14 protein-coding genes and 1 pseudogene are annotated in these 18,958 nt (G+C 58.1%); 9 read left to right on the top strand and 6 right to left on the bottom strand.

Features of this window, described 5'->3' with window-relative positions; genetic code table 11:
- Window positions 1-75: 75 nt before the first annotated feature.
- Entirely contained in the window at window positions 76-402 is a 327-nt protein-coding gene (locus RR_RS20700; protein ID WP_004966576.1) for an EthD domain-containing protein, read from the top strand.
- 58 nt (window positions 403-460) lie between these two features.
- On the opposite strand, the gene RR_RS20695 is transcribed toward RR_RS20700, so the two are convergent.
- Window positions 461-931: a VOC family protein gene (locus RR_RS20695; RefSeq protein WP_004966575.1), complete on the bottom strand. Its 471-nt coding sequence runs from the start codon at window positions 929-931 to the stop codon at window positions 461-463.
- Window positions 932-1,145: 214 nt separating this feature from the next.
- On the opposite strand from RR_RS20695, the gene paaK reads away from it, so the two are divergent.
- From paaK to RR_RS20665, 6 genes and pseudogenes are all read left to right on the top strand, one after another.
- Window positions 1,146-2,432 (top strand): phenylacetate--CoA ligase PaaK, encoded by a 1,287-nt coding sequence (paaK, locus tag RR_RS20690; RefSeq protein WP_011224931.1) that lies wholly within the window; start codon window positions 1,146-1,148, stop codon window positions 2,430-2,432.
- A 207-nt stretch (window positions 2,433-2,639) separates the two neighbouring features.
- A pseudogene (locus RR_RS20685) lies at window positions 2,640-5,489 on the top strand (penicillin acylase family protein).
- Between the two features lie 129 nt (window positions 5,490-5,618).
- On the top strand, window positions 5,619-6,866 hold the full coding sequence (locus RR_RS20680) for an ABC transporter substrate-binding protein (RefSeq protein WP_011224934.1): 1,248 nt from the start codon (window positions 5,619-5,621) through the stop codon (window positions 6,864-6,866).
- Between the two features lie 8 nt (window positions 6,867-6,874).
- A complete protein-coding gene (locus RR_RS20675) occupies window positions 6,875-8,899 on the top strand; it encodes an ABC transporter permease (protein WP_011224935.1) in 2,025 nt (674 codons plus the stop codon).
- Complete coding sequence (locus RR_RS20670; RefSeq protein WP_004966569.1) at window positions 8,892-9,656, top strand: ABC transporter ATP-binding protein; 765 nt, start codon at window positions 8,892-8,894, stop codon at window positions 9,654-9,656. Before RR_RS20675 ends, RR_RS20670 begins: the two co-directional genes overlap by 8 nt.
- Window positions 9,653-10,375: an ABC transporter ATP-binding protein gene (locus RR_RS20665; RefSeq protein WP_011224936.1), complete on the top strand. Its 723-nt coding sequence runs from the start codon at window positions 9,653-9,655 to the stop codon at window positions 10,373-10,375. Before RR_RS20670 ends, RR_RS20665 begins: the two co-directional genes overlap by 4 nt.
- A 257-nt stretch (window positions 10,376-10,632) precedes the next feature.
- On the opposite strand, the gene RR_RS20660 is transcribed toward RR_RS20665, so the two are convergent.
- The 3 genes from RR_RS20660 to RR_RS20650 all read right to left on the bottom strand — a co-directional run bounded on the left by RR_RS20660 (window position 10,633) and on the right by RR_RS20650 (window position 14,015).
- Window positions 10,633-11,385 (bottom strand): IclR family transcriptional regulator, encoded by a 753-nt coding sequence (locus RR_RS20660; RefSeq protein ID WP_011224937.1) that lies wholly within the window; start codon window positions 11,383-11,385, stop codon window positions 10,633-10,635.
- A 1,324-nt stretch (window positions 11,386-12,709) separates the two neighbouring features.
- On the bottom strand, window positions 12,710-13,294 hold the full coding sequence (locus RR_RS20655; protein WP_011224938.1) for an HD domain-containing protein: 585 nt from the start codon (window positions 13,292-13,294) through the stop codon (window positions 12,710-12,712).
- 1 nt (window position 13,295) lies between these two features.
- Window positions 13,296-14,015 carry an EthD family reductase gene (locus tag RR_RS20650; RefSeq protein ID WP_011224939.1) on the bottom strand — a complete coding sequence of 240 codons (720 nt, stop codon included), beginning with the start codon at window positions 14,013-14,015 and terminating at the stop codon, window positions 13,296-13,298.
- A 104-nt stretch (window positions 14,016-14,119) separates the two neighbouring features.
- Here RR_RS20650 and RR_RS20645 point away from each other — a divergent pair, with 104 nt between their 5' ends.
- Both RR_RS20645 and npdG read left to right on the top strand, forming a co-directional pair.
- On the top strand, window positions 14,120-15,481 hold the full coding sequence (locus RR_RS20645) for an NAD-dependent succinate-semialdehyde dehydrogenase (protein ID WP_011224940.1): 1,362 nt from the start codon (window positions 14,120-14,122) through the stop codon (window positions 15,479-15,481).
- A 134-nt stretch (window positions 15,482-15,615) separates the two neighbouring features.
- Window positions 15,616-16,287 carry an NADPH-dependent F420 reductase gene (gene npdG / locus RR_RS20640; protein WP_011224941.1) on the top strand — a complete coding sequence of 224 codons (672 nt, stop codon included), beginning with the start codon at window positions 15,616-15,618 and terminating at the stop codon, window positions 16,285-16,287.
- A 113-nt stretch (window positions 16,288-16,400) separates the two neighbouring features.
- Here the strand turns inward: npdG and RR_RS20635 are convergent, their stop codons facing one another.
- The gene (locus tag RR_RS20635; RefSeq protein WP_011224942.1) at window positions 16,401-18,401 is read right to left on the bottom strand and encodes an AMP-binding protein; all 2,001 of its coding nucleotides are present in this window, start codon (window positions 18,399-18,401) and stop codon (window positions 16,401-16,403) included.
- A gap of 53 nt (window positions 18,402-18,454) precedes the next feature.
- Entirely contained in the window at window positions 18,455-18,838 is a 384-nt protein-coding gene (locus tag RR_RS20630) for a PaaI family thioesterase (RefSeq protein WP_007188563.1), read from the bottom strand.
- Between the last annotated feature and the right edge of the window lie 120 nt (window positions 18,839-18,958).

Below are 18,958 nucleotides of genomic sequence, written 5' to 3'. Positions count from 1 at the left end.
TTCGAGTAGCTTGAATCAGTGGTGGCCCTGCCAGATCGGCAGGTAAAAGCCAATCCGTGACGACATGGCGCACGCATGACAAAAATCGTTGATTTGCTCGTCCGGAGAGATGGCTACACTCACGAGGAGTTCGCCGACCGATGGCAAGGCGACCACTCGGAGCTAGCGAAGGATCTGCCGGGGTTGCAGCGCTACGTGACATCCGTGCCAACAGACCCGGAGCGTGCGGCCTACGACGGCGTGCTTGAGCTGTATTTCGAGGACATGGATGCACTCAGCGACGCGTTTGATTCAGACCTTGCCGAAACAGTGCAGGCCGACGCAGCCGAGTTTATCGATCTGGAGGCCGGCCCCCGGCTTATCGTCGAGGAAACGGTCCAGCTCGACGAAAGAGACGACTGATAGCGCTCCACCTGTTTTGCCGACCGATGCGTTTTCCCTGAGCGACCTTCTGCAGATATCACCCATCAAGCCGGCTTCCATCGACGTAGAGTTTGCCGGCAGGTGGCCGGTCAGCGTCGTAGCTATCGTGATACTCGAACAATTGAAACAGCGCCCCGGTCGGGTTCGATGGTGGCACAAATGCCTCTGTCCAGTCCTGATACTCGCGGTACTCAATGACGCTGTATCCGTTGCGCTCCAGTACCGCTTTCACTGCGTCGACAGCGGCCACTTCGAGCGTGACGTGGTGTAGGCCCGGACCGTGGTTGTCGAGATACGACGTAAGGAACGTGTCCGATGCCTCCGGTGCGATGAGTTCTAGCCGCGACGCCTCCCGACCGAAATCGTACTGTGCCCAGCGAAACCGCCCCTCGACGGACTCTTCGATGAGCTTCCGACAGCCGAGTGCGAACAGGAACGGTTCAGCGTCGCCGATGTCCTCGACAGCGATTCCGATGTGGTCGACACGGATCGGGGTCTCCTGAGACATGGCAAGGACTGCGTCAGGCTCCCCATTATATGCTCGGGTCGGGAGTAGAGGCCGTGATTACGTTTGTCTCCGTGGCCGCCCTCGCAGTGGCAGAAAGCGCTACTGAACTGCGAACCAGCCTTCAGCCGTCCTGTTTTGTGCGGTCACCGTATCAACCGTCATCTGCGCTGGTGGTCCCCGAACTTTTTCCCGGTGCTAGTCGAAGCGGCTGCGTATGTACCACAGTAACGAGTGTCTCGACCGCGCCGAGCTTGGGAGCGTGCAGAGCGAGCGGCTCCGGTCAATCGTGAACTACGTGTACGAAAATGTGCCATTTTACCGAGACCGGCTCGATGCCGCAGGGGTCTCTCCGACGGATATTGACGGGATTGCCGACATCAGTTCGCTCCCGATGACGACCAAGGAGGACTTCGAAGACGAATATCCAGACGGACTCTTCGCCGTCGATGACGACGAGGTCAGCCGTTTTCATGCCTCCTCTGGCACGACCGGGAAACCCAAGATCGTCTCCTACGTCGATGCAGATCTGGAGTTGTGGGGCAAGACGATGGCGCGGTCGCTGTCGGCTGCTGGTGTGGAGCCCGACGATACGGTTCAGAACGCCTACGGCTATGGCTTGTTTACCGGTGGGATGGGTTTTCACGAGGGCGCTGAAGAACTCGGAGCGACCGTCGTTCCGACCAGCAGTGGCGGCACGCAGCGGCAGGTCGAACTCGCCGCTGATCTTGGCACCGACGTGCTGGCCTGTACCCCGTCATACGCACTGTACCTCGCCGAAACGGCCGAGGAGATGGGATATGACCCGCAGGCGCTTCCGATTTCGGTTGTCTCCTACGGCGCTGAGACGTGTACAGAGCCGATGCGAATGGAAATCGAGACCGCACTGAACGCCACCGGGATCAACAACTACGGGCTCTCAGAGATTATCGGCCCCGGTGTGGCTGCGGAATGTCACGAAGCGCAGGACGGACTCCACATCTGGGAAGACCACTTCTACCCGGAGGTTATCGATTCACGCACGAAAGAGCCACTCGAGGCGGGCAAAGAGGGCGAACTCGTTCTCACGACGCTTACCAAGCAGGCACAGCCGGTGATACGATACCGAACGGGTGACCTGACGACGCTAAATTACGACGAGTGTGCGTGTGGGCGGACAATGGTACGGATGGACAACGTCACCGGTCGAACCGACGACCTTCTCATTGTCCGCGGCGTGAACCTCTATCCAAGCGAAATCGAACACGCAGTGCTTGACATCAACGGCGTCGCGCCATACTACCGGATCGACCTCTACGAGGAGGACAATCTCGACGTCATGGAACTCACTGTTGAGCGCGCCGAAGGGTCCAGCAAAGACCACAGCGAACTCCGTGACGACGTTCTGTCTCGCCTGCAATCCGTGCTTTCGTTCACTCCGGACCAGCTTAACCTCGTCAACCCCGGGACTATCGAGCGAACCGAAGTCGGCAAGATTCAGCGGGTCTACGACCATCGCAATTGATTGGCAGTTGCCGACAGCTATCGTCTCAGCTACCCGCTGTTAGGGTATCTTGATACGGTCATTGGGAGAATGGCAGCCGCTGGGCGAATTTGTCCAGCGCGCCACGGGGAGTGACCGACGTTGATACCAGAACTGGAGAGCCATGCTGTCGGTGTGGCCAGACATATCCCCAAATATTTATTAAATATCCAGACTGTCAACTACGGGATGTCAGCACAGCACCAGCAGTCGTGGCAGCACCTTTCACGACGAACGCTTCTGAAGACAGGCGCGGCGGTTACCGGCATGACCGGTATCGGAGCCGTTGAGACGGAGTTGGCGTACGCGCAGGAAGACGATGCCACGGTCACGATACGACGAGACGACTACGGCGTCCCACACATCTACGCCCGCGACGCTGACAGCCGCGCGCCGGTGTTCTACGGGTTCGGATATGCAACCGCGGCAGACCGGCTCTATCAGCTAGAACTGTACCGGCGGTACTATCACGGGACTGTCGCGGCGGTCCTCGGTTCAGGTGACGGGGACACCGACTGGGTCCAGTTCGATATCGAGGCGCGGCACAACACCGCCGGCGAGCCATCACTCGACGAGCAGGCTGCTGAACAGTTGACAGCGGACCAGCGAGCGGTCCTGCAGGCGTTTACCGACGGTATCAACCGGTACATTACCGAAGTTCGTGAGAGCGAGGAACTGGAGTTCCATCAGGCGTTTCAGGAACACGGGTTCGAGCCTGAGGAATTTACCACGACAGACGCCGCCGGGATGTTCGTCGCCAGTATGGCGTATTTCAGCGGCTTCCAGCTTGAAACGCTCAGTGCGACTGTTCTCGACGCACTCACGCAGGAAACCGGGAGCGAACAACGTGCGCTGGAGTTGTTCGAGGACCTGCAGTGAGGCGACGACCTTGGCTGTCCGACCTCGACGGTCCAGCCATCGGATATCTATGCCCCACCCTATACTGACGTGGGCGCAGGGCCGACACCCAATGTGGCCGGAGGACAGCAGACAGACAGGGTGACGCGCGGGGCCAGCGGTCCGTCTGCGACACCGAGCAACCTGGTGACTGGCGGGGACTACACGCCGCCATCTGATGCCGAAGGGATGCACGACGGAGAGATAGAGCGGATGCGAACGCTTGCGTCCGGACTCGACAGTCTTGGCCTCCCGATCAAGTACGGCAGCAACGCCCTCGCTGTTCAGGGTGATATCACGGCCAGTGGCGATGCGCTACTGATGGGTGGGCCCCAGATGGGGTTCAACACTCCCTCGATAATGTACGAGGCAAGCCTGCATGGCCCGGACTTCGACGTCGCCGGTGTCACCGTTACGGGGTATCCGTTCATTATGTTCGGACACAATCGCAACGGGGCAATGACCTCGACTGCCGGGATCGACAACTGCATCCAGATGTTTACGGAATCGATCACGACCAACTCGTCCGGCCCGGACACGTACACCTTCCGTGGTGAGGAGTATGAGGTTGAAACGGCCGAGCAGACAATCACTGTCGCCGATGGCGAGGACGTAACGTATACAGAGCGGTTCACACGCCACGGTGTTGTGACCCAGTGGGACCCCGACAACGGCGAAGCACTGGCGCAGACGAAGTCATACGCCGGTCGGCACATGAACTGCTGGCGAGCCTTCTATGAGTGTCAGTTCGCGACGGACGCCGAGGAGTTCCGGGAGTCAGCACAGCGCTGTGACTATGCGCTGAACTTCATGTGGGCCGACAAGGATGGTGACATCGCGTATGTCCATCTGGGTCGGTACCCGGATAGCGAAGCAGTCGACTGGGACACTCGGTTGCCAGCCGATGGAACACAATACGAACTCACGTCGGCGGACTACCTCCGTGCGGCTGACGGTGATGTCCCCTACGCGATCAATCCCAATCCGGGGTACTCGGCACAGTGGAACAACAAACCTGCGCCCGCGTGGAACAACGGTGACCTGAGCTATTCATGGTCGACCGACCACCGCGTGCAACGGATCATCAATCTGCTTGAGCAGCGGTTAGATAAGGAGGGGACAGTCGATTATGACTTCCTGAAGACCGTTATCTACGACATCTCTTTCACCGACCTGCGTTCGATTCGGTACAGAGACCATCTGCTCGACGCGCTTGCAGACGCAGACCTCTCTAATACCGAACAGCAAGCACGCGACGAACTGGCCTCGTGGGACCACTTCGCGCAGGCCGACGGCGAAGACAACGAAGGCCGACACTCTGCTGGCTACACCATCTGGGATGCGACGTTTCCGTACATCCTGGAGGAGGTTTTCAGCGAGACGTTCGGGAGCGCATACGGGCCAGCATCGTACTTCCTTAGCTACGACTACGGTCGCGGCACCCTGATGCGGGTCCTCAACCCGGCGGAGACAGCACTGGCGACACAGGCCGAGTACGCCGATGGAGATATCACGGACGCGCTAATCAGCGCGTTCCGAACCGCCGTGAGCGAACTCGCCGAGCAATACGACGGTGAGCCGGCGACCTGGCGGCGTGAGGCGGCCCTGCACGAGTTCGATAACCTCGCGCTGTTCGGGATGCCTATCGGCGTCACGTCCGCGGGGAACACGGCGCTGCTGAACCGCGGGACTGAGAATCACGTTGTCCGGCTCAGCGACGACCCGAAGGCAGAGAACATCCTCCCGCCCGGAAACGACGGCTACGTCGCTTCGGACGGCACTACTGGCGAGCATTACGACGACCAGCTGGCGATGTTCGAGAATTTCGAGTACAAGCAGTTGTTGTTCGCCGACGCAGATATCGAGTCCGCCACAGCCGAGACCCGAACGCTGTCGAGGCCAGCAAATACAGCTGGTGCTGCTATCGGTGACACGCCGACGAGTGACGGCACTGAGACAGACGAGAATACTGTGGCGAGCGGCCCGACAGCTACCGAAGAAACAGAGAGCACAAACACAGCGACGGAGGCAAACACCGGGACGGACGCCAGTGGGCCCGGCTTTACCACACTCACTGGGGTCACCGCGGTACTCGGGACTGTGCTTGCGTGGCTGTACAGACAGGACGACAGCACCAGCTAGTCACTACGGCACCGGGAAGCGTGAGCGACAGGACGCGATAGCGCGCGACTGAACGCAGCGAACAGCGTGAGACGCGCCGACAGGGGGCAAGGCTTTAATACGATTTGCTTAACAATAGATAATGAACCTATGTCGAGCGAAGGTACCTCACCAGACAGTAGTGTGGGAATCGACCGTTCACGGAGACAGTTCATTGCCGCTGCCGGGGCAGCCGGCGCGCTTGGGCTCGCCGGCTGTCAAGGCGGGTCAACAGGCGGCGAGGCGGCAGTGACTGTTGCGAGCCTGAACCCAATGACTGGCCCGTTCAGTTCTCTTGGACCGGGCCAGCGTACCGGGGCCGAACTCGCTGTAACGGAGATAAACAACAACGACGACTACGACTTCGAGTTCGAGCTAGTGACGGGCGATACAGAAACCGAGGCCGGCGCTGCACAGTCTGAGGCACAGCGCGTCGTTCAGGAAGACGGGGCGGAGTTCGTATTCGGTGCGATTTCCAGCTCCGTGGCGCTCGGGCTGAATGACTTTGCCGCTCAGTCGGAGCACATCTACTTCCCCGGTGGTGCAGCCGTTCCGATCACTGGGTCTGCCTGCAACGAATGGGTGTTCCGCTTTGAAACGAACACTGCACAGATTGCCGAGGCGATATCGTCGTATTCAGTCAACAATCTGGGGAACAACGTCTGGTTCCACTACGCGGACTACGCGTACGGCGATTCGGTGTACAACCGCACGAGCAGGCGTATGGAAAGTGCCAGCGACGACTACACCGAGGTCGGGACATCAACGTCGGAGCTGGGTGCAAGCAACTACGGCTCGTTCATCACGCAGATCAGCAACTCCGACGCTGACGTGGTCGTACTGGGGATGACTGGTGGTGATCTGGTGAACTTCACCAATCAGGCCGCGGACCAGGGTCTCACCGACCAGATCGCTGTTGTCGGGCCGACCCAGACGTTCCAGAGTGTCCGTGCCGGGACTGGGGCAAACAGCGTCGGCACATTCGGCGGCGCTCGGTACGACCCCTCGCTCGAAACGGGAGACAATCAGGCGTTCGTTGAGGCCTACTCCAGCGAGAACGACAGGCAGCCCGGCAACTTCGCCCGCGTCGGCTATGACTCGATGCGGCTGATGGCCAAGGGAATGCACGAGGCTGGGAGCACCGAACCGGGGGATGTCCGAGACGCTCTGGAAGGTGGCACGTTCACGACAGTACTGGGGGACATTACGCTTCGGGAGAGCGACCATCAGGCCACGAATCCGACGTGGATGGCTGAAATCGTCGAAGGCGATGGTGGTTCAGCGGACGTCGAACTCCTCGAGCAGGTCCCGGGTTCGGAGACGCTGCCACCAGCCAGTGACCTCGGCTGTGAGATGTAGGTAGCACAATGGTTGCTGCCGACTTCATCGAACAACTGCTGAATGGCCTCACCCTGGGGATGGTGTATGTCCTGCTAGCCGCCGGACTGTCAGTCATCTTCGGCGTCATGGACGTGATCAACTTCTCCCATGGCGAACTGTTCGCACTCGGTGCGTATTTCGCTCTGAGCATCATTGCGCCGTTCGGTGCGGGGACCGGGTTCTGGATCGCGATAGTGGTTGCACCGGTCGTCGTCGGTCTCATCGGTGCCGCCATCGAGCGAACAACTGTCCGGCCGCTGTATGGCCGCGACCCGCTGTATCATATTCTCCTGACGTTCGGACTTGTACTCGTCATCAATGACGCGATCCGTCTTATCTGGGGGACACAGCAACGGCAGCTAGCTGTCCCGGAGTACCTGAGCCAGCCAATATCCATACTGGGTGTCCAGGTGTCTGTGTATAATTATTTCATGATCGTTTTCGCAGCGTTGCTCGCGGTAGTGACGTGGTACCTGCTGAACCGGACAAAGTACGGGATGATCATCCGTGCCGGGTCGCAGGACCGCGAAATGGTTCGGAACGTCGGCATTGACATCGACCAGTACTACACGCTGGTCTTCGGTGTCGGTGCGGCGCTCGCCGCCGTCGCCGGGATTGTCCTTGGCGGCTACCAGAACGTGAACACCGGCATGGGGAACAGCGTCATTATTCCGGCATTCGTTGTGGTCGTCCTCGGTGGGCTCGGTAGCTTCAGAGGGGCCGTCTTCGGTGGGTTGCTCGTCGGTGTCGTCCAGACGCTGATGCGAGCCTACAGTGGGACTGTCTTGGCCACGTTTGGTGACACAACGCTGACCGTCCCCAATCTGGAGGGGTTGACCGTGTACCTGCTTATGATTGCGGTGTTGCTCGTGAAACCGCAAGGACTGTTCGGAACGCGAGGTGAAGAGTCAGACGGCGAAGGCGAGATTCTCGTCGGCGGGTACGGCGGGATACTGGCAGACAGCACACGGGTACGGCTCGGCGGTGTCGCTGTTGTCGCGCTTGCACTCGCCCCAGTCGCGATTCTGCTCATGGGCAATCAGTACTACCTTGTCGTCCTCAACGAGATCCTCATCTGGGCCATCTTCGCACTGAGTCTGGATATCGTGATGGGCTATGCCGGACTGGTCCCGCTCGGCCACACGATGTTCTACGGCGTCGGCGCATACACCGCTGCGCTCGTCATGCTGCACTACTCGCAGTCGGTTTTTGTCGTGTTACTCGGGGCGATTCTCCTCTGTGCTATCCTGGCCTGGATCGTCGGCAGCCTCTCTATCCGGGTGTCCGGCGTGTACTTCGCGATGATTACGCTGGCGTTTGCGGAGTTGCTCTACAGCGCTGTGTTCAAGTTCGACTTCACCGGCGGGAGCGACGGCTTGCTCGGCTTTGAGGCGTTCATCGGACTCGGTAGCCTCGGGGCGTCACTCTCGAATATCGAGTTCGGGCTCCTCGGGTACGAAATCGGCCAACAGTTCGTGTTCTACTATCTGGCCCTGCTCATTGCGGTACTCTCGTTCCTGTTCGCTCGGCGCATGATGAACGCGCCCTTCGGCAGCGTCTTGCAGTCGATCCGGGAAAGCGAAGAACGGGCGGAGTTCATCGGGTACGACGTCAACAGATACAAACGCCGAGCGTTTGTCATCAGCGGCGGCATGGCTGGACTGGCCGGCGGCCTGCTCGCAGTCAGTCCGTCGACTGTCATCGTTTCGCCGGACCAGACCCTCAACTGGATTCACTCGGGAGAAGTCATCGTCATTGCGCTGTTCGGTGGAATGGGGACACTGTACGGTCCCATGATAGGCTCCGGTGTCTTCTTCGGTGCCGAGGAGTTCCTCTCGTCGTACACCGACCAGTGGCGGCTTATCATCGGGACGATGTTTATCCTGTTCGTGCTGTTCGTCCCACGCGGTATCGTATCGATTCCGTCTCTCGTCGCACAGCGACTGGAGACGGCCAACAACGCGGATGGGTCCGTAGATATGGATGAGCCGGAAGTGAGAAGCGATGACTGAGACTGTACTCGAAACGGATGGACTGACGAAGCGGTTCGGCAAGCTCACCGCTGTTGACGACGTGTCACTGTCGGTTGCGGATGGTGAGTTCAGGAGCGTTATCGGGCCAAACGGGGCCGGGAAGACAACGACGTTTAATCTCATCACTGGCGCACTATCGCCGTCAGAAGGCGTCGTTCGGTTCAAGGGTGAAGATATTACTAACGTCGCGCCACACGAACGGGTCGGCCGCGGACTGGGGCGGTCGTTCCAGATTACGAATGTTTTCGGCGGCCTCACCGTTCGAGAAAATGTGCGTCTGGCAGCCCAGTCCGTCCACAGTGACGAGATCAACCCCGGCGAGGCACTGTTCCGTGACAAGAACGGATTCGACGAGATCACGGAGCAAACTGGGACGGTACTGGAGCAGATCGGCCTTCGAGACCGGGCTGACGAGCACGCAGAGGCACTGGCATACGGCGACCAGCGCCGACTTGAACTGGGTCTCGTACTGGCGACAGACCCTGATCTCATCATGCTTGATGAACCAACTGCCGGAATGAGTAGCGAGGAAACACAGGCCACAATGAACCTTATCGATGACGTCCTCTCAGACCGGTCGCTGATGCTCATCGAACACGATATCGACCTTGTGATGCGTGTCTCGGACCGGATTACCGTCCTTACTCGCGGTGAAGAACTCGCAAGCGGGACACCCGAAGAGATCGCAAACAACGAGGATGTCCGCGATGCGTACCTCGGTGGTGTTCGAGAATGACCGACCCACTGCTCTCTCTTGAAGATGTTCGGGCCGGGTACGGGATGACTGAGGTACTACAGGGCGTCTCAATGGATGTCGAACGCGGAAGCGTTGTGTCGCTGGTCGGGCGAAACGGGGTCGGCAAAACAACGACGCTCCGGTCGATTGTCGGCAACATCACCCCGAACGGAGGGTCAGTAACGTTCAACGGCGAGGACATCACGACACTCACTTCCGAGACGACGATCCGGCGCGGTATCGGGTTCGTTCCCGAAGAGCGGCGGATCTTCCCCGAACTGACCGTCCGAGAGAACATCAGAATGGGTGAGATCGGTTCCGAGTCACCTGAGGGGCCGTCAGTTGACGACGTACTGGATATGTTCGAGAACCTTGCAGAGCGCGAACACAGAGACGGGTCGGTCCTTTCGGGTGGCGAACAGCAGATGCTCGCAGTCGGTCGTGCCCTGACTGCCGACCCGGATCTGTTGTTGCTTGATGAACCGACCGAAGGACTCGCACCATATGTCGTCCGGCAGATAGAGGACCTCATCCGTGAGCTGAACGAGCAAGGCATCACAGTACTCGTCGTTGAGCAGAACATCCCGGTTGCACTGGAGGTCTCGGAGTATACGTACATCCTCGAAAAGGGCAAGATAGTCCACGAGGGAACTGCGGCGGAGATCCAGGATGACGAGGAAGTACTCGACAGACACCTCGGCGTCGGTGTCACTGACTGATTGCGGCGACAATCGGCAGATATCGATCCAATCTCCGGTCATTGGATCATATGGCGTAGGACCTCGCTCAACGCAAGGCCTCGACCATCGTTCGAGTGCCATGCACCGAGCAGTAGCGACTAGTTTGATGTAAACACACCACATGGAACGTTCTATTCTATTGAATAGGGAGTTGTCGTGTCAGCGCCTTATTGGATGGGGGAACAAACGGTCTTGCGGATAGATCGCCCAAATCAGCGGTGTTCGAGTTAGTAGAACTATTGGTATGAGAGATTCACCTGTAGTTCGCCGGAGATCCCACGGATGAGGTCGGTCAGTTCGTTCTCGATGCGTTCCGAGTCCAACCGGTTCGCTGGGCCCGAGACACTGATTGCACCGTACGCGTTGCCGGCGTTGTCTACCAGCGGTGCCCCGACACCGGCTACGCCTTCGAGGAACTGGTCAATGCCGTAGGCGACCCCACGGTCCTGAATCTCGTCGAGCTCCGCTTCGAGTTCTTGCCGATTTCGACCGTCCGGAAGGGGGTAGTCGTAGCTTTCGAGGATTGATTCCCGCCGGTGTTTCGGCAACACTGAGAGGATCGCCATTCCACCAGCCAGCCTGTACAGTTCGGTGTACTGGCCGATCTGTGAGTTTGTCTGGATCGCCCGACTGCCGAGTGCTTTGGCCAGGAAGACTGCCTTGCCGTTCTCTTCGACTATCCACCACGCTTTTTCATCAGTTTCGTCGGCTATTTCGTTCAGTTTCGGAGCGACTTCCTGATACATTTCCTGTCGCTCGCGGACTTTCATCCCGATGTCCAGAAACCGTAAGCTCAGCCGATAGGCCTTGTTCTGGTCCTGTACGACGTAGCCTCGACTCTTAAGAGTTGAGAGATGAACGTGGACTGTACTCTTTGGCATCCCCACCCGCTCTGCCAGTTCGGTGACGCCGAGTGACTGCTCCGTTTTCAGTGCTTCAATAATATCCAGCACTCTCCCGGCGGACTCGATTGTGTCTTGTCCTGTCATACACGTATGTTTGGCTAAGTGTTTATAAAATTATTCAACCACATTGAACTCTGACCTCAAGGTGTTCTGCCCGGTGCATTCTCAGTGGCGTCTCGGTGACTGTACTGCGACACGGCCTCCCAGCCTCGCAGACTACTTTCTTGGACTCAGTTCTTTCTGGTGACGTTGTATAGTCACTGAAAACGGAGGAGGACGGTCTCATAGTAGTGTACTAGCTTCGACTGCTGCAGATATTGAAGGCTGGCACGTTTACTGCTCAGTGTCGTGTTCAATCTGACTGAATCTGAACGCAGCATACGAAATGCAGTGAAACCATGCAAAGGATATCAGCGGCAACCGAGACCAGTCCCGCCACCGTATCCCAGTCCGCTTCGGCTGGCCCTGTGCGTACTCACGCTCTCCTTGCACAACTGCAACCGCTTTCTGTAGCGCCTCGATACTGATGAGTTGCTGCAGTCCAACACTGTCACCCGAAATCGGCGATTCTCAGTCCGATACTCAGTTTGAATAATAGCTGTACACCTGTTATGCTATGACCGGTACTCTGGAACTTGCGAGTAGTAGTGTCCCACAGTGCAACCATCAGGATTATATTGTGTTGTTCATATCTGTTGAATATCAGGCAGGAATGGGTGAGTCTTCCTGCTCCTCTTGTGCGTCTGGTGAGAGATGGAGACCACTCTAATAATACCTGTACGCCTGTTATCTGAACACTCCGCAGATGTCGCATTACGAAACAAAGCAGCGGTGCTATCTTAACAGCTCTCAGCTATGAGAGTTCATTTAGGAAGTGATTCCGCCTTGCTAGCTACTTCTGGCGGTTGTCCGAATAATTTCACATTATGAAACAAACTCTTGTCCTCGCTCGTGGGGAGAGAATATTGAATACTACGCAAGCGCTCATCGGATAGCATCAAATCGTACATTGAGTTTAGCACCTGAGTTACAGCACACCCGTTGTATGTGCATATCTGGTCCAAAGAGTTGTATTCTCCCCAGGTACGCGCATTAAAAATAATTTTAATTGTCTTTTAGACAGGTATGAATGGGTCGACCTGTTGTAGAGATATTTATACCAATGGATATCATTCGGTGAAAATACTTTCCGTGCGTTTAGGTGTAAATTGCTGCTAAGCAGGTAGAGATAAGCTGCTGATCGCAAAATACGAGTAGGGGAACCCCGGCGTAGTGTCTTCAGTACTGCCAACCTCGAAGCTACCGGGTGACAACGATGCGTTGGATTACGCAGTTACTATCGGTGGGCTACGAGGGACTAACTCCGCCGACCGATTCTTTCGCGGGGCGTTATCGCTTGCGGCAGTGACTACGTCTGGGAGTACTCATCAACCCATTCCTGCAATGTGATACCCATCGTTGACTGCGTAATCGCGTTCGAGGACGCGGAGTTTGCACTCTTGACGAGTTCGGCCTCCAGTGTCCGCGTCGGAATCTCGCCGATAAAGTGCGGAATCGCTCGCTGGACCGCCAGCGGACAGCCGACTTCGTGAGCAAGCGCATAGCCCGACAGGGAGTGTGGGATCTCTTCGGTTGCGTATCTTGGGTCTGGGTCGAGTAGCTTCTCGTCCTCGACAAAGTCAACGTACTCATAGCACTTTCCGACATCGTGGAGTAATGTCGCCGCGACGATGACGTCGATATCGGGGTCGGCTCCGTGGAACTCCTGCTGTTCGATAGCGGATTCCCGCGCAATTTTGGTGACACCGCGGACGTGCCTGACGTTGGTTACCTCGTGGATATTCCACGCATAGGGAATGTCCATAATGTCGCGCCAGCCGCCTCGGTCGAGCGCGAGTGTCCACGCTTCGACGACTTTGCTACGAAGGTCGTCCGATGAGATGTAATCGAGTTCCGGGAACGCCTGCGTGACCTGCTCCTCGTAATCGGGCATACTACCCCTCGTCCTTGACGAGCTGTTCCTGTCCGATAAACCGGGGCCGCTCGTCGATAGCCAGGAAGTTATTCACGTCCTCGCGGGCCGCTTTCGCTTTGCCTCTGTCCGGTGCGTAGTCCCGTAAGCCTTCGCTACCGAGAGCGTCGTATAGCTTCTCAATGTCGTCGAAATAGAGTTCGGCGACACCGTCGAACTCGGCGTTCTCGGGGTCTGTTGGGATGACCGTGTTGTACTTGACGACGCCCTCGATTTCGCGGGCAATCGGCGTATGGTTGGTCTGCCAGTAGTCGACGAACTCCTCATGGGTCATGTCGTCCTGTCGGACGAGAAACGCCGAGTGCTTGTAGAGACCGTCAGTGTCGCCGTCGACCTCGTCTTTCTGGACGATCTCTTCGCCGATAATACGCGGTCGTTCCTCGACAGCGAGGAAGTTGTTCACGTCCTCGCGGGCCTTTGCGGCGATCTCCTTGGTGGGGTCATAGTCCCGGGAGCCGGGGCTACCCAGTGCCTCGTGCAGGTCCTCAAGCGTCTCGAAGTACAGTTCCGCCAATCCGTCAAACTCGGCGTGTGCTGGTTCTGTTGGCAGGACTTGTTGATAGCGAACCACGCCCTCGATGTCCTTTGCAATCGGCGTGTGATTGGCCTGCCAGTAATCAACGAACTCCTCGTGAGACATATCGTCCTGTCTGACTAACAGGGCTACATGCTTGTACATCATCAACACGTTTCTGACCTATGAGTATAAAAGCTAACGTTGTTGCCTGTCAGAATATTTGGGTCACTAAAGATTAATGTATGCATGACGCTGAATATTAAACTGATATGGATGCAGTCAACCCAGCTACGGGCGAGCGGCTAAACGTGTACGACCCTGATGACGACGAGGCAGTCGAACGGAAACTGGACCGTGCCACGTCGACGTTCGAGGACTGGCGTGAGGTCCCATTGCGCAAGCGCGAGCAATTGCTGGTAAACGCCGGTGAGGTTCTACGAGAGAACAAACAGCGGTACGCTGAACTGATGACCCGGGAGATGGGGAAACCAATCACGCAAGCCGTCGCTGAAGTCGAAAAGTGTGCCTGGGCGTGTGACCATTACGCCGAATACGCACACAAGTATCTCTCCGAGGAGCACCACCCCAGTCCACCGGGGACAGAGGTAAAGACAGTCCATGACCCGCTCGGACCAGTGCTTGCAGTGATGCCCTGGAACTACCCCTTCTGGCAGGTCATTCGCTTTGCTGCACCCTATCTCACTGCCGGCAACGTTGGCCTCCTCAAACACGCCTCAAACGTCCCCGGCTGTGCGCTCGCACTTGAGGAAGTGTTTGCTGAAGCCGGCTATCCTGACGGCGCGTTCCAGACGCTGATGGTTGGCTCCAGTAACGTTGACGGCATCCTCGCAGACGACCGTGTCCGTGCGGCGACGTTGACCGGAAGTGGCCCTGCTGGCCGTGCCGTCGCCGAAACCGCCGGCAAACACCTGAAAAAGACCGTACTGGAACTCGGTGGGTCTGACCCGTTTATCGTCCTTGACGACGCAGACCTCGATGCGGCCCTCGAAACTGGGGTGCAAGCACGGACGCTGAACGGTGGCCAATCGTGTATCGCCGCCAAGCGCTTTATTGTTCACACAGACGTCTACGATGAGTACGTTGATCGACTCGTCGCTGCCTTCGAAGACCTCACTGTCGGCGACCCGATGTCCGACGAAACTGATGTCGGTCCACAGGCCGACCCTGACCTCATGGCCGAACTCCACGACCAGGTACAGGCCAGCGTCGACGCCGGAGCAACGCTGTTGACCGGGGGCGAGCCGCTTGACCGGACCGGCGCGTTCTACCCACCGACAGTACTGACTGATGTCCCTTCAGGATGCCCTGCCGACACAGAGGAGACGTTCGGACCAGTGGCGACCGTCTACGAGGTTGCCGATGCGGAGGAAGCAATCGCAGTCGCAAACGACACCCGGTTTGGCCTTGGTGCAAGCCTCTGGACAGCGGACCGAGAACGCGGCCAGCGGCTGGCACGAGATATTTCCGCGGGCTGTGTCTACATCAACGAGATGACCAAATCCGACCCGCGAGTCCCGTTCGGCGGCATCAAGGACGCCGGCTACGGCCGTGAACTCTCGGAGATGGGAATCAAAGAGTTCGTCAACAAAAAGACGGTCTGGGTCGAATAACCACCGCAGTTGATACTGGACGGTACTTCTATTGCTGGCGTGCCCGGTTTTGACGTGATGGCAGCAACGTACGGTCGGTAGCGATCCGTGTGGCAGGACAAACCTTCTTGTTTCAAGGGGCGTTATGCAAGCGCATGGAGTTAGCAATACTGGGCGGTACTGGTGACATCGGTGAGGGGCTCGCAATGCGGTTTGCCTCGGACACGGACCACACGATTACGATCGGCTCGCGGGACGCTGCGAAAGCCACCGAGCGAGCGAGCACGTACGAAGAACGACTGTCCGAGCACGGCGTCGAGACTGGAATCAACGGGACAGACAACAGTAGCGCTGCGGCCGGTGCAGACGTGGTTATCCTGGCTATTCCGCCACACCACGTCGGCGATACAGTTGAAGCACTGGCAGAAGATGACGTGCTCTCAGACCAACTGCTCATTAGCCCCGCCGTCGGAATGAACGGCGATGGGGATGGACTTCACTACCGACCACCGTCGACAGGGAGCGTTACTGAGTTTGTCGCGGAGCGAGCCCCTGAATCTGTTCCAGTGGCCGGCGCGTTCCACAACCTTGCAGCGGACCGGCTGGCAGATCTAGAGGCCACGCTCGATGTAGATACGCTGGTGGTCGCGGACGACCCGACGATCAGCGAGCGAGTCGTGGCGCTAACTGCTGACCTCGCAGGTGTCCGGCCTATCCCTGCTGGGCCGCTATCGAACGCTACGGAGGTCGAGAGTCTGACGCCCTTGCTCATCAATATCGCTCGATACAACGAGGATATGCACGATGTCGGTGTGAGCTTTACGTAGACTCCGGCAGCGGTTCTGTCCTCGGCCGTGATTCAAGTAGTGTCGTCGTGCGGCTGATTGTGTGCTTGTATTGTCTGTGTCCGCAAACAGTCACAAACAGACAGGGAAGTATTTCACCGCGCGTTGTCGATTTCGTCGATCGCGTCGGGGTTCTCGATACTTGAGAGGTCCCCTAGTTCTGCGCCCTCGTAGACATTCTGAATGATTCGCCGTACAATTTTTCCCGACTGGGTCTCCGGAAATTCATCGACGAAGCGGACTTCACGCGGACGGAACGGCTTGCCAAGCGCTCTCCCGACTTGCGCGCGCAGCGCCTCGCGAAGGTCCGCTGACTCCTCGACCCCCTCGTTGAGGATGACGTATGTGACAACCGCGGTCCCCTTCGTTTCGTCGTCCGCACCGATGGCAACAGCGGCGTTGACCGCATCGTGTTCGATGAGTGCGCTCTCGACCTCGGCCGGGCCGACCTTCCGACCGGCGACGTTGAGGACATCGTCCGAACGACCGTGCAAGAACCAGAACCCGTCTTCGTCTTTCTGTGCCCAGTCACCGTGGTCCCACATATCGCCGAACCGCGACCAGTACTCCGCAAGATACCGCTCGTCACCACTCCACAGCGACTTTGTCATCGACGGCGCTGACGATTGACAGACCAGATACCCCTTCTCGTTGTCTTCGGCAACGGATTCCCCCTGTGCATCGACAACGTCGATGTCCATGCCGAGCGCCGGGCCACCAAGCGTCCCCGGCTTCAGCGAATGCAGCGGCGTCGGCTGAAGGAAACAGCCGAAGATCTCCGTTCCGCCGGAGATGTTCATAATTGGTGTCGTGCCGTCGCCGACGTTCTCCAGAAACCACTCCCAGGAATCTGGGTCCCACGGCTCACCAGTCGAACCCAGCAGGCGCAACGTCGAAAGGTCGTGGCCCTCCAGCCACTCGTCGCCGTGTTTCTGTAGCGAACGGATCGCTGTCGGTGAAATCCCAAACACCGACAGATTGTGGGTGTCGATCATTTCCCAGAACCGGTCCGGCTCGGGATAGTCGGGGGCCCCCTCATACATGAAGACGGTGCCACCGTGGGCGTGATTGCCGATCAGCGTCCACGGCCCCATCATCCAGCCGATGTCCGAGACCCAGAAAAACCGGTCTGCGGGCTTGTGGTCGAACGAAAAGAAGATTTCTTTCGCCGGTTGGACGAGCCCGCCAGCGTGTGTGTGGACGATACCCTTCGGTTTGCCTGTTGTCCCGGATGAGTACAGCAGCATCGACTCGTGGTCGGCGGGGAGCGACTGGGTCTCGTACTCATCAGATTGGGACCCGACTGCGTCTGTCCACCATTCGTCACGGTCTGAGTCCCACGAGAGCCCAGACTCCGTAGAACCAAGCCGATTATAGACAATGGTGTGTTCGACGTGGCCGGCCGCTTCGATAGCCTCGTCGGCGGCCGATTTCAGGTCGATTTCGCTGCCCCGGCGGTAGAAGCCATCGCCGGTGAACAGGACCGAACACTCGGCGTCTTCGATGCGGGTTGCTGTCGCGTCGACCCCGAAGCCAGAGAAAATAGGGACGGCAATCGCACCGACTTTGAAACAGCCATACAGCAACGGAACGATTTCCGGGACCATCGGCATATACAGCCCGACGGCGTCACCGGGTCCGATACCGCGCGCTTCGAGTGCATTGGCAACGCGATTGGCCTGCTGGTGGAGCTCGTGGTAGGTTATCTCACGGACTGTCCCATCCTCACCTTCCCAGAGTGTCGCGATTGTATTTCGGTTCGCAGCGTCGGGGGCTGCATGACGGTCAACGACGTTGTGGGCGATGTTGAGTTCCCCGCCGACGTACCAGTCCGTGAACTGCGGGCCGTCTGTGTCATCGCGGACCTGCTCGTACGCCTCGTAAAACTCTAGGTCGAGATAGTCGACTATCTCATCCCAGAACCAGTCCAGTCCGGATGCCGGTTCACCGTCGATATCGGTGACCGTCCGCCTGTGGAGTTCTTCGAAGTCCGCGATGCCGTGCTTTTGCATGAACGCGTAGACGTTGCTCTCGGTCACGAACGTCTCGCTCGGTTCGTACCGTACCTCGTCGAGTGCTGTGAGTGAATCTGACATTGGGATTAGTGGCTATGACGATGTCCAGAAGCTGTTCAGTTGCTGCAGTCGAGCTACCCCGTCTTGTAGACGCCGCGTGCATCCGCGACCTGTGTATCGTCTTCGGCGTACACTTCGACACTGACGACGCCAACATCACCACCGTGACGAACCACATCCGCTTCCGCTCGGAGGTCCCCTGTCCCGGCTTCGAGGTAATCGATTCGCATATCGATGGTCGGCACCGGCTGGTCGACGAGCGACACCAGAGCGGCCCCACCAACGGTGTCCGCGAGCGTGAACGTAACGCCGCCGTGGGCCATTATCTGCTCTTCGTTCCACGACAGTTCTTCCCGCATCTCGATATGGCCTTCGGCGTGCCCGTTATCGACAGTGGTTATCTCGATATCGAGCAGGTCGGCAAACGGCATGTTCTCGAAGAATGCTTCGATGTCCATTCTCATCAATTCGGTTCTTCACCTGGGGAAATAAATATTGGTGTTCACGGGGTCCGAAACACACGGTCGACACTTAGGGGGTCACTGGTGCTCGTGGTGTCTCAGCCCTTCCAGGTTAGA

The organism is Haloarcula marismortui ATCC 43049 (genome assembly GCF_000011085.1).
Classification (GTDB): domain Archaea; phylum Halobacteriota; class Halobacteria; order Halobacteriales; family Haloarculaceae; genus Haloarcula; species Haloarcula marismortui.
This window is presented reverse-complemented; position numbering and strand designations above follow the sequence as displayed.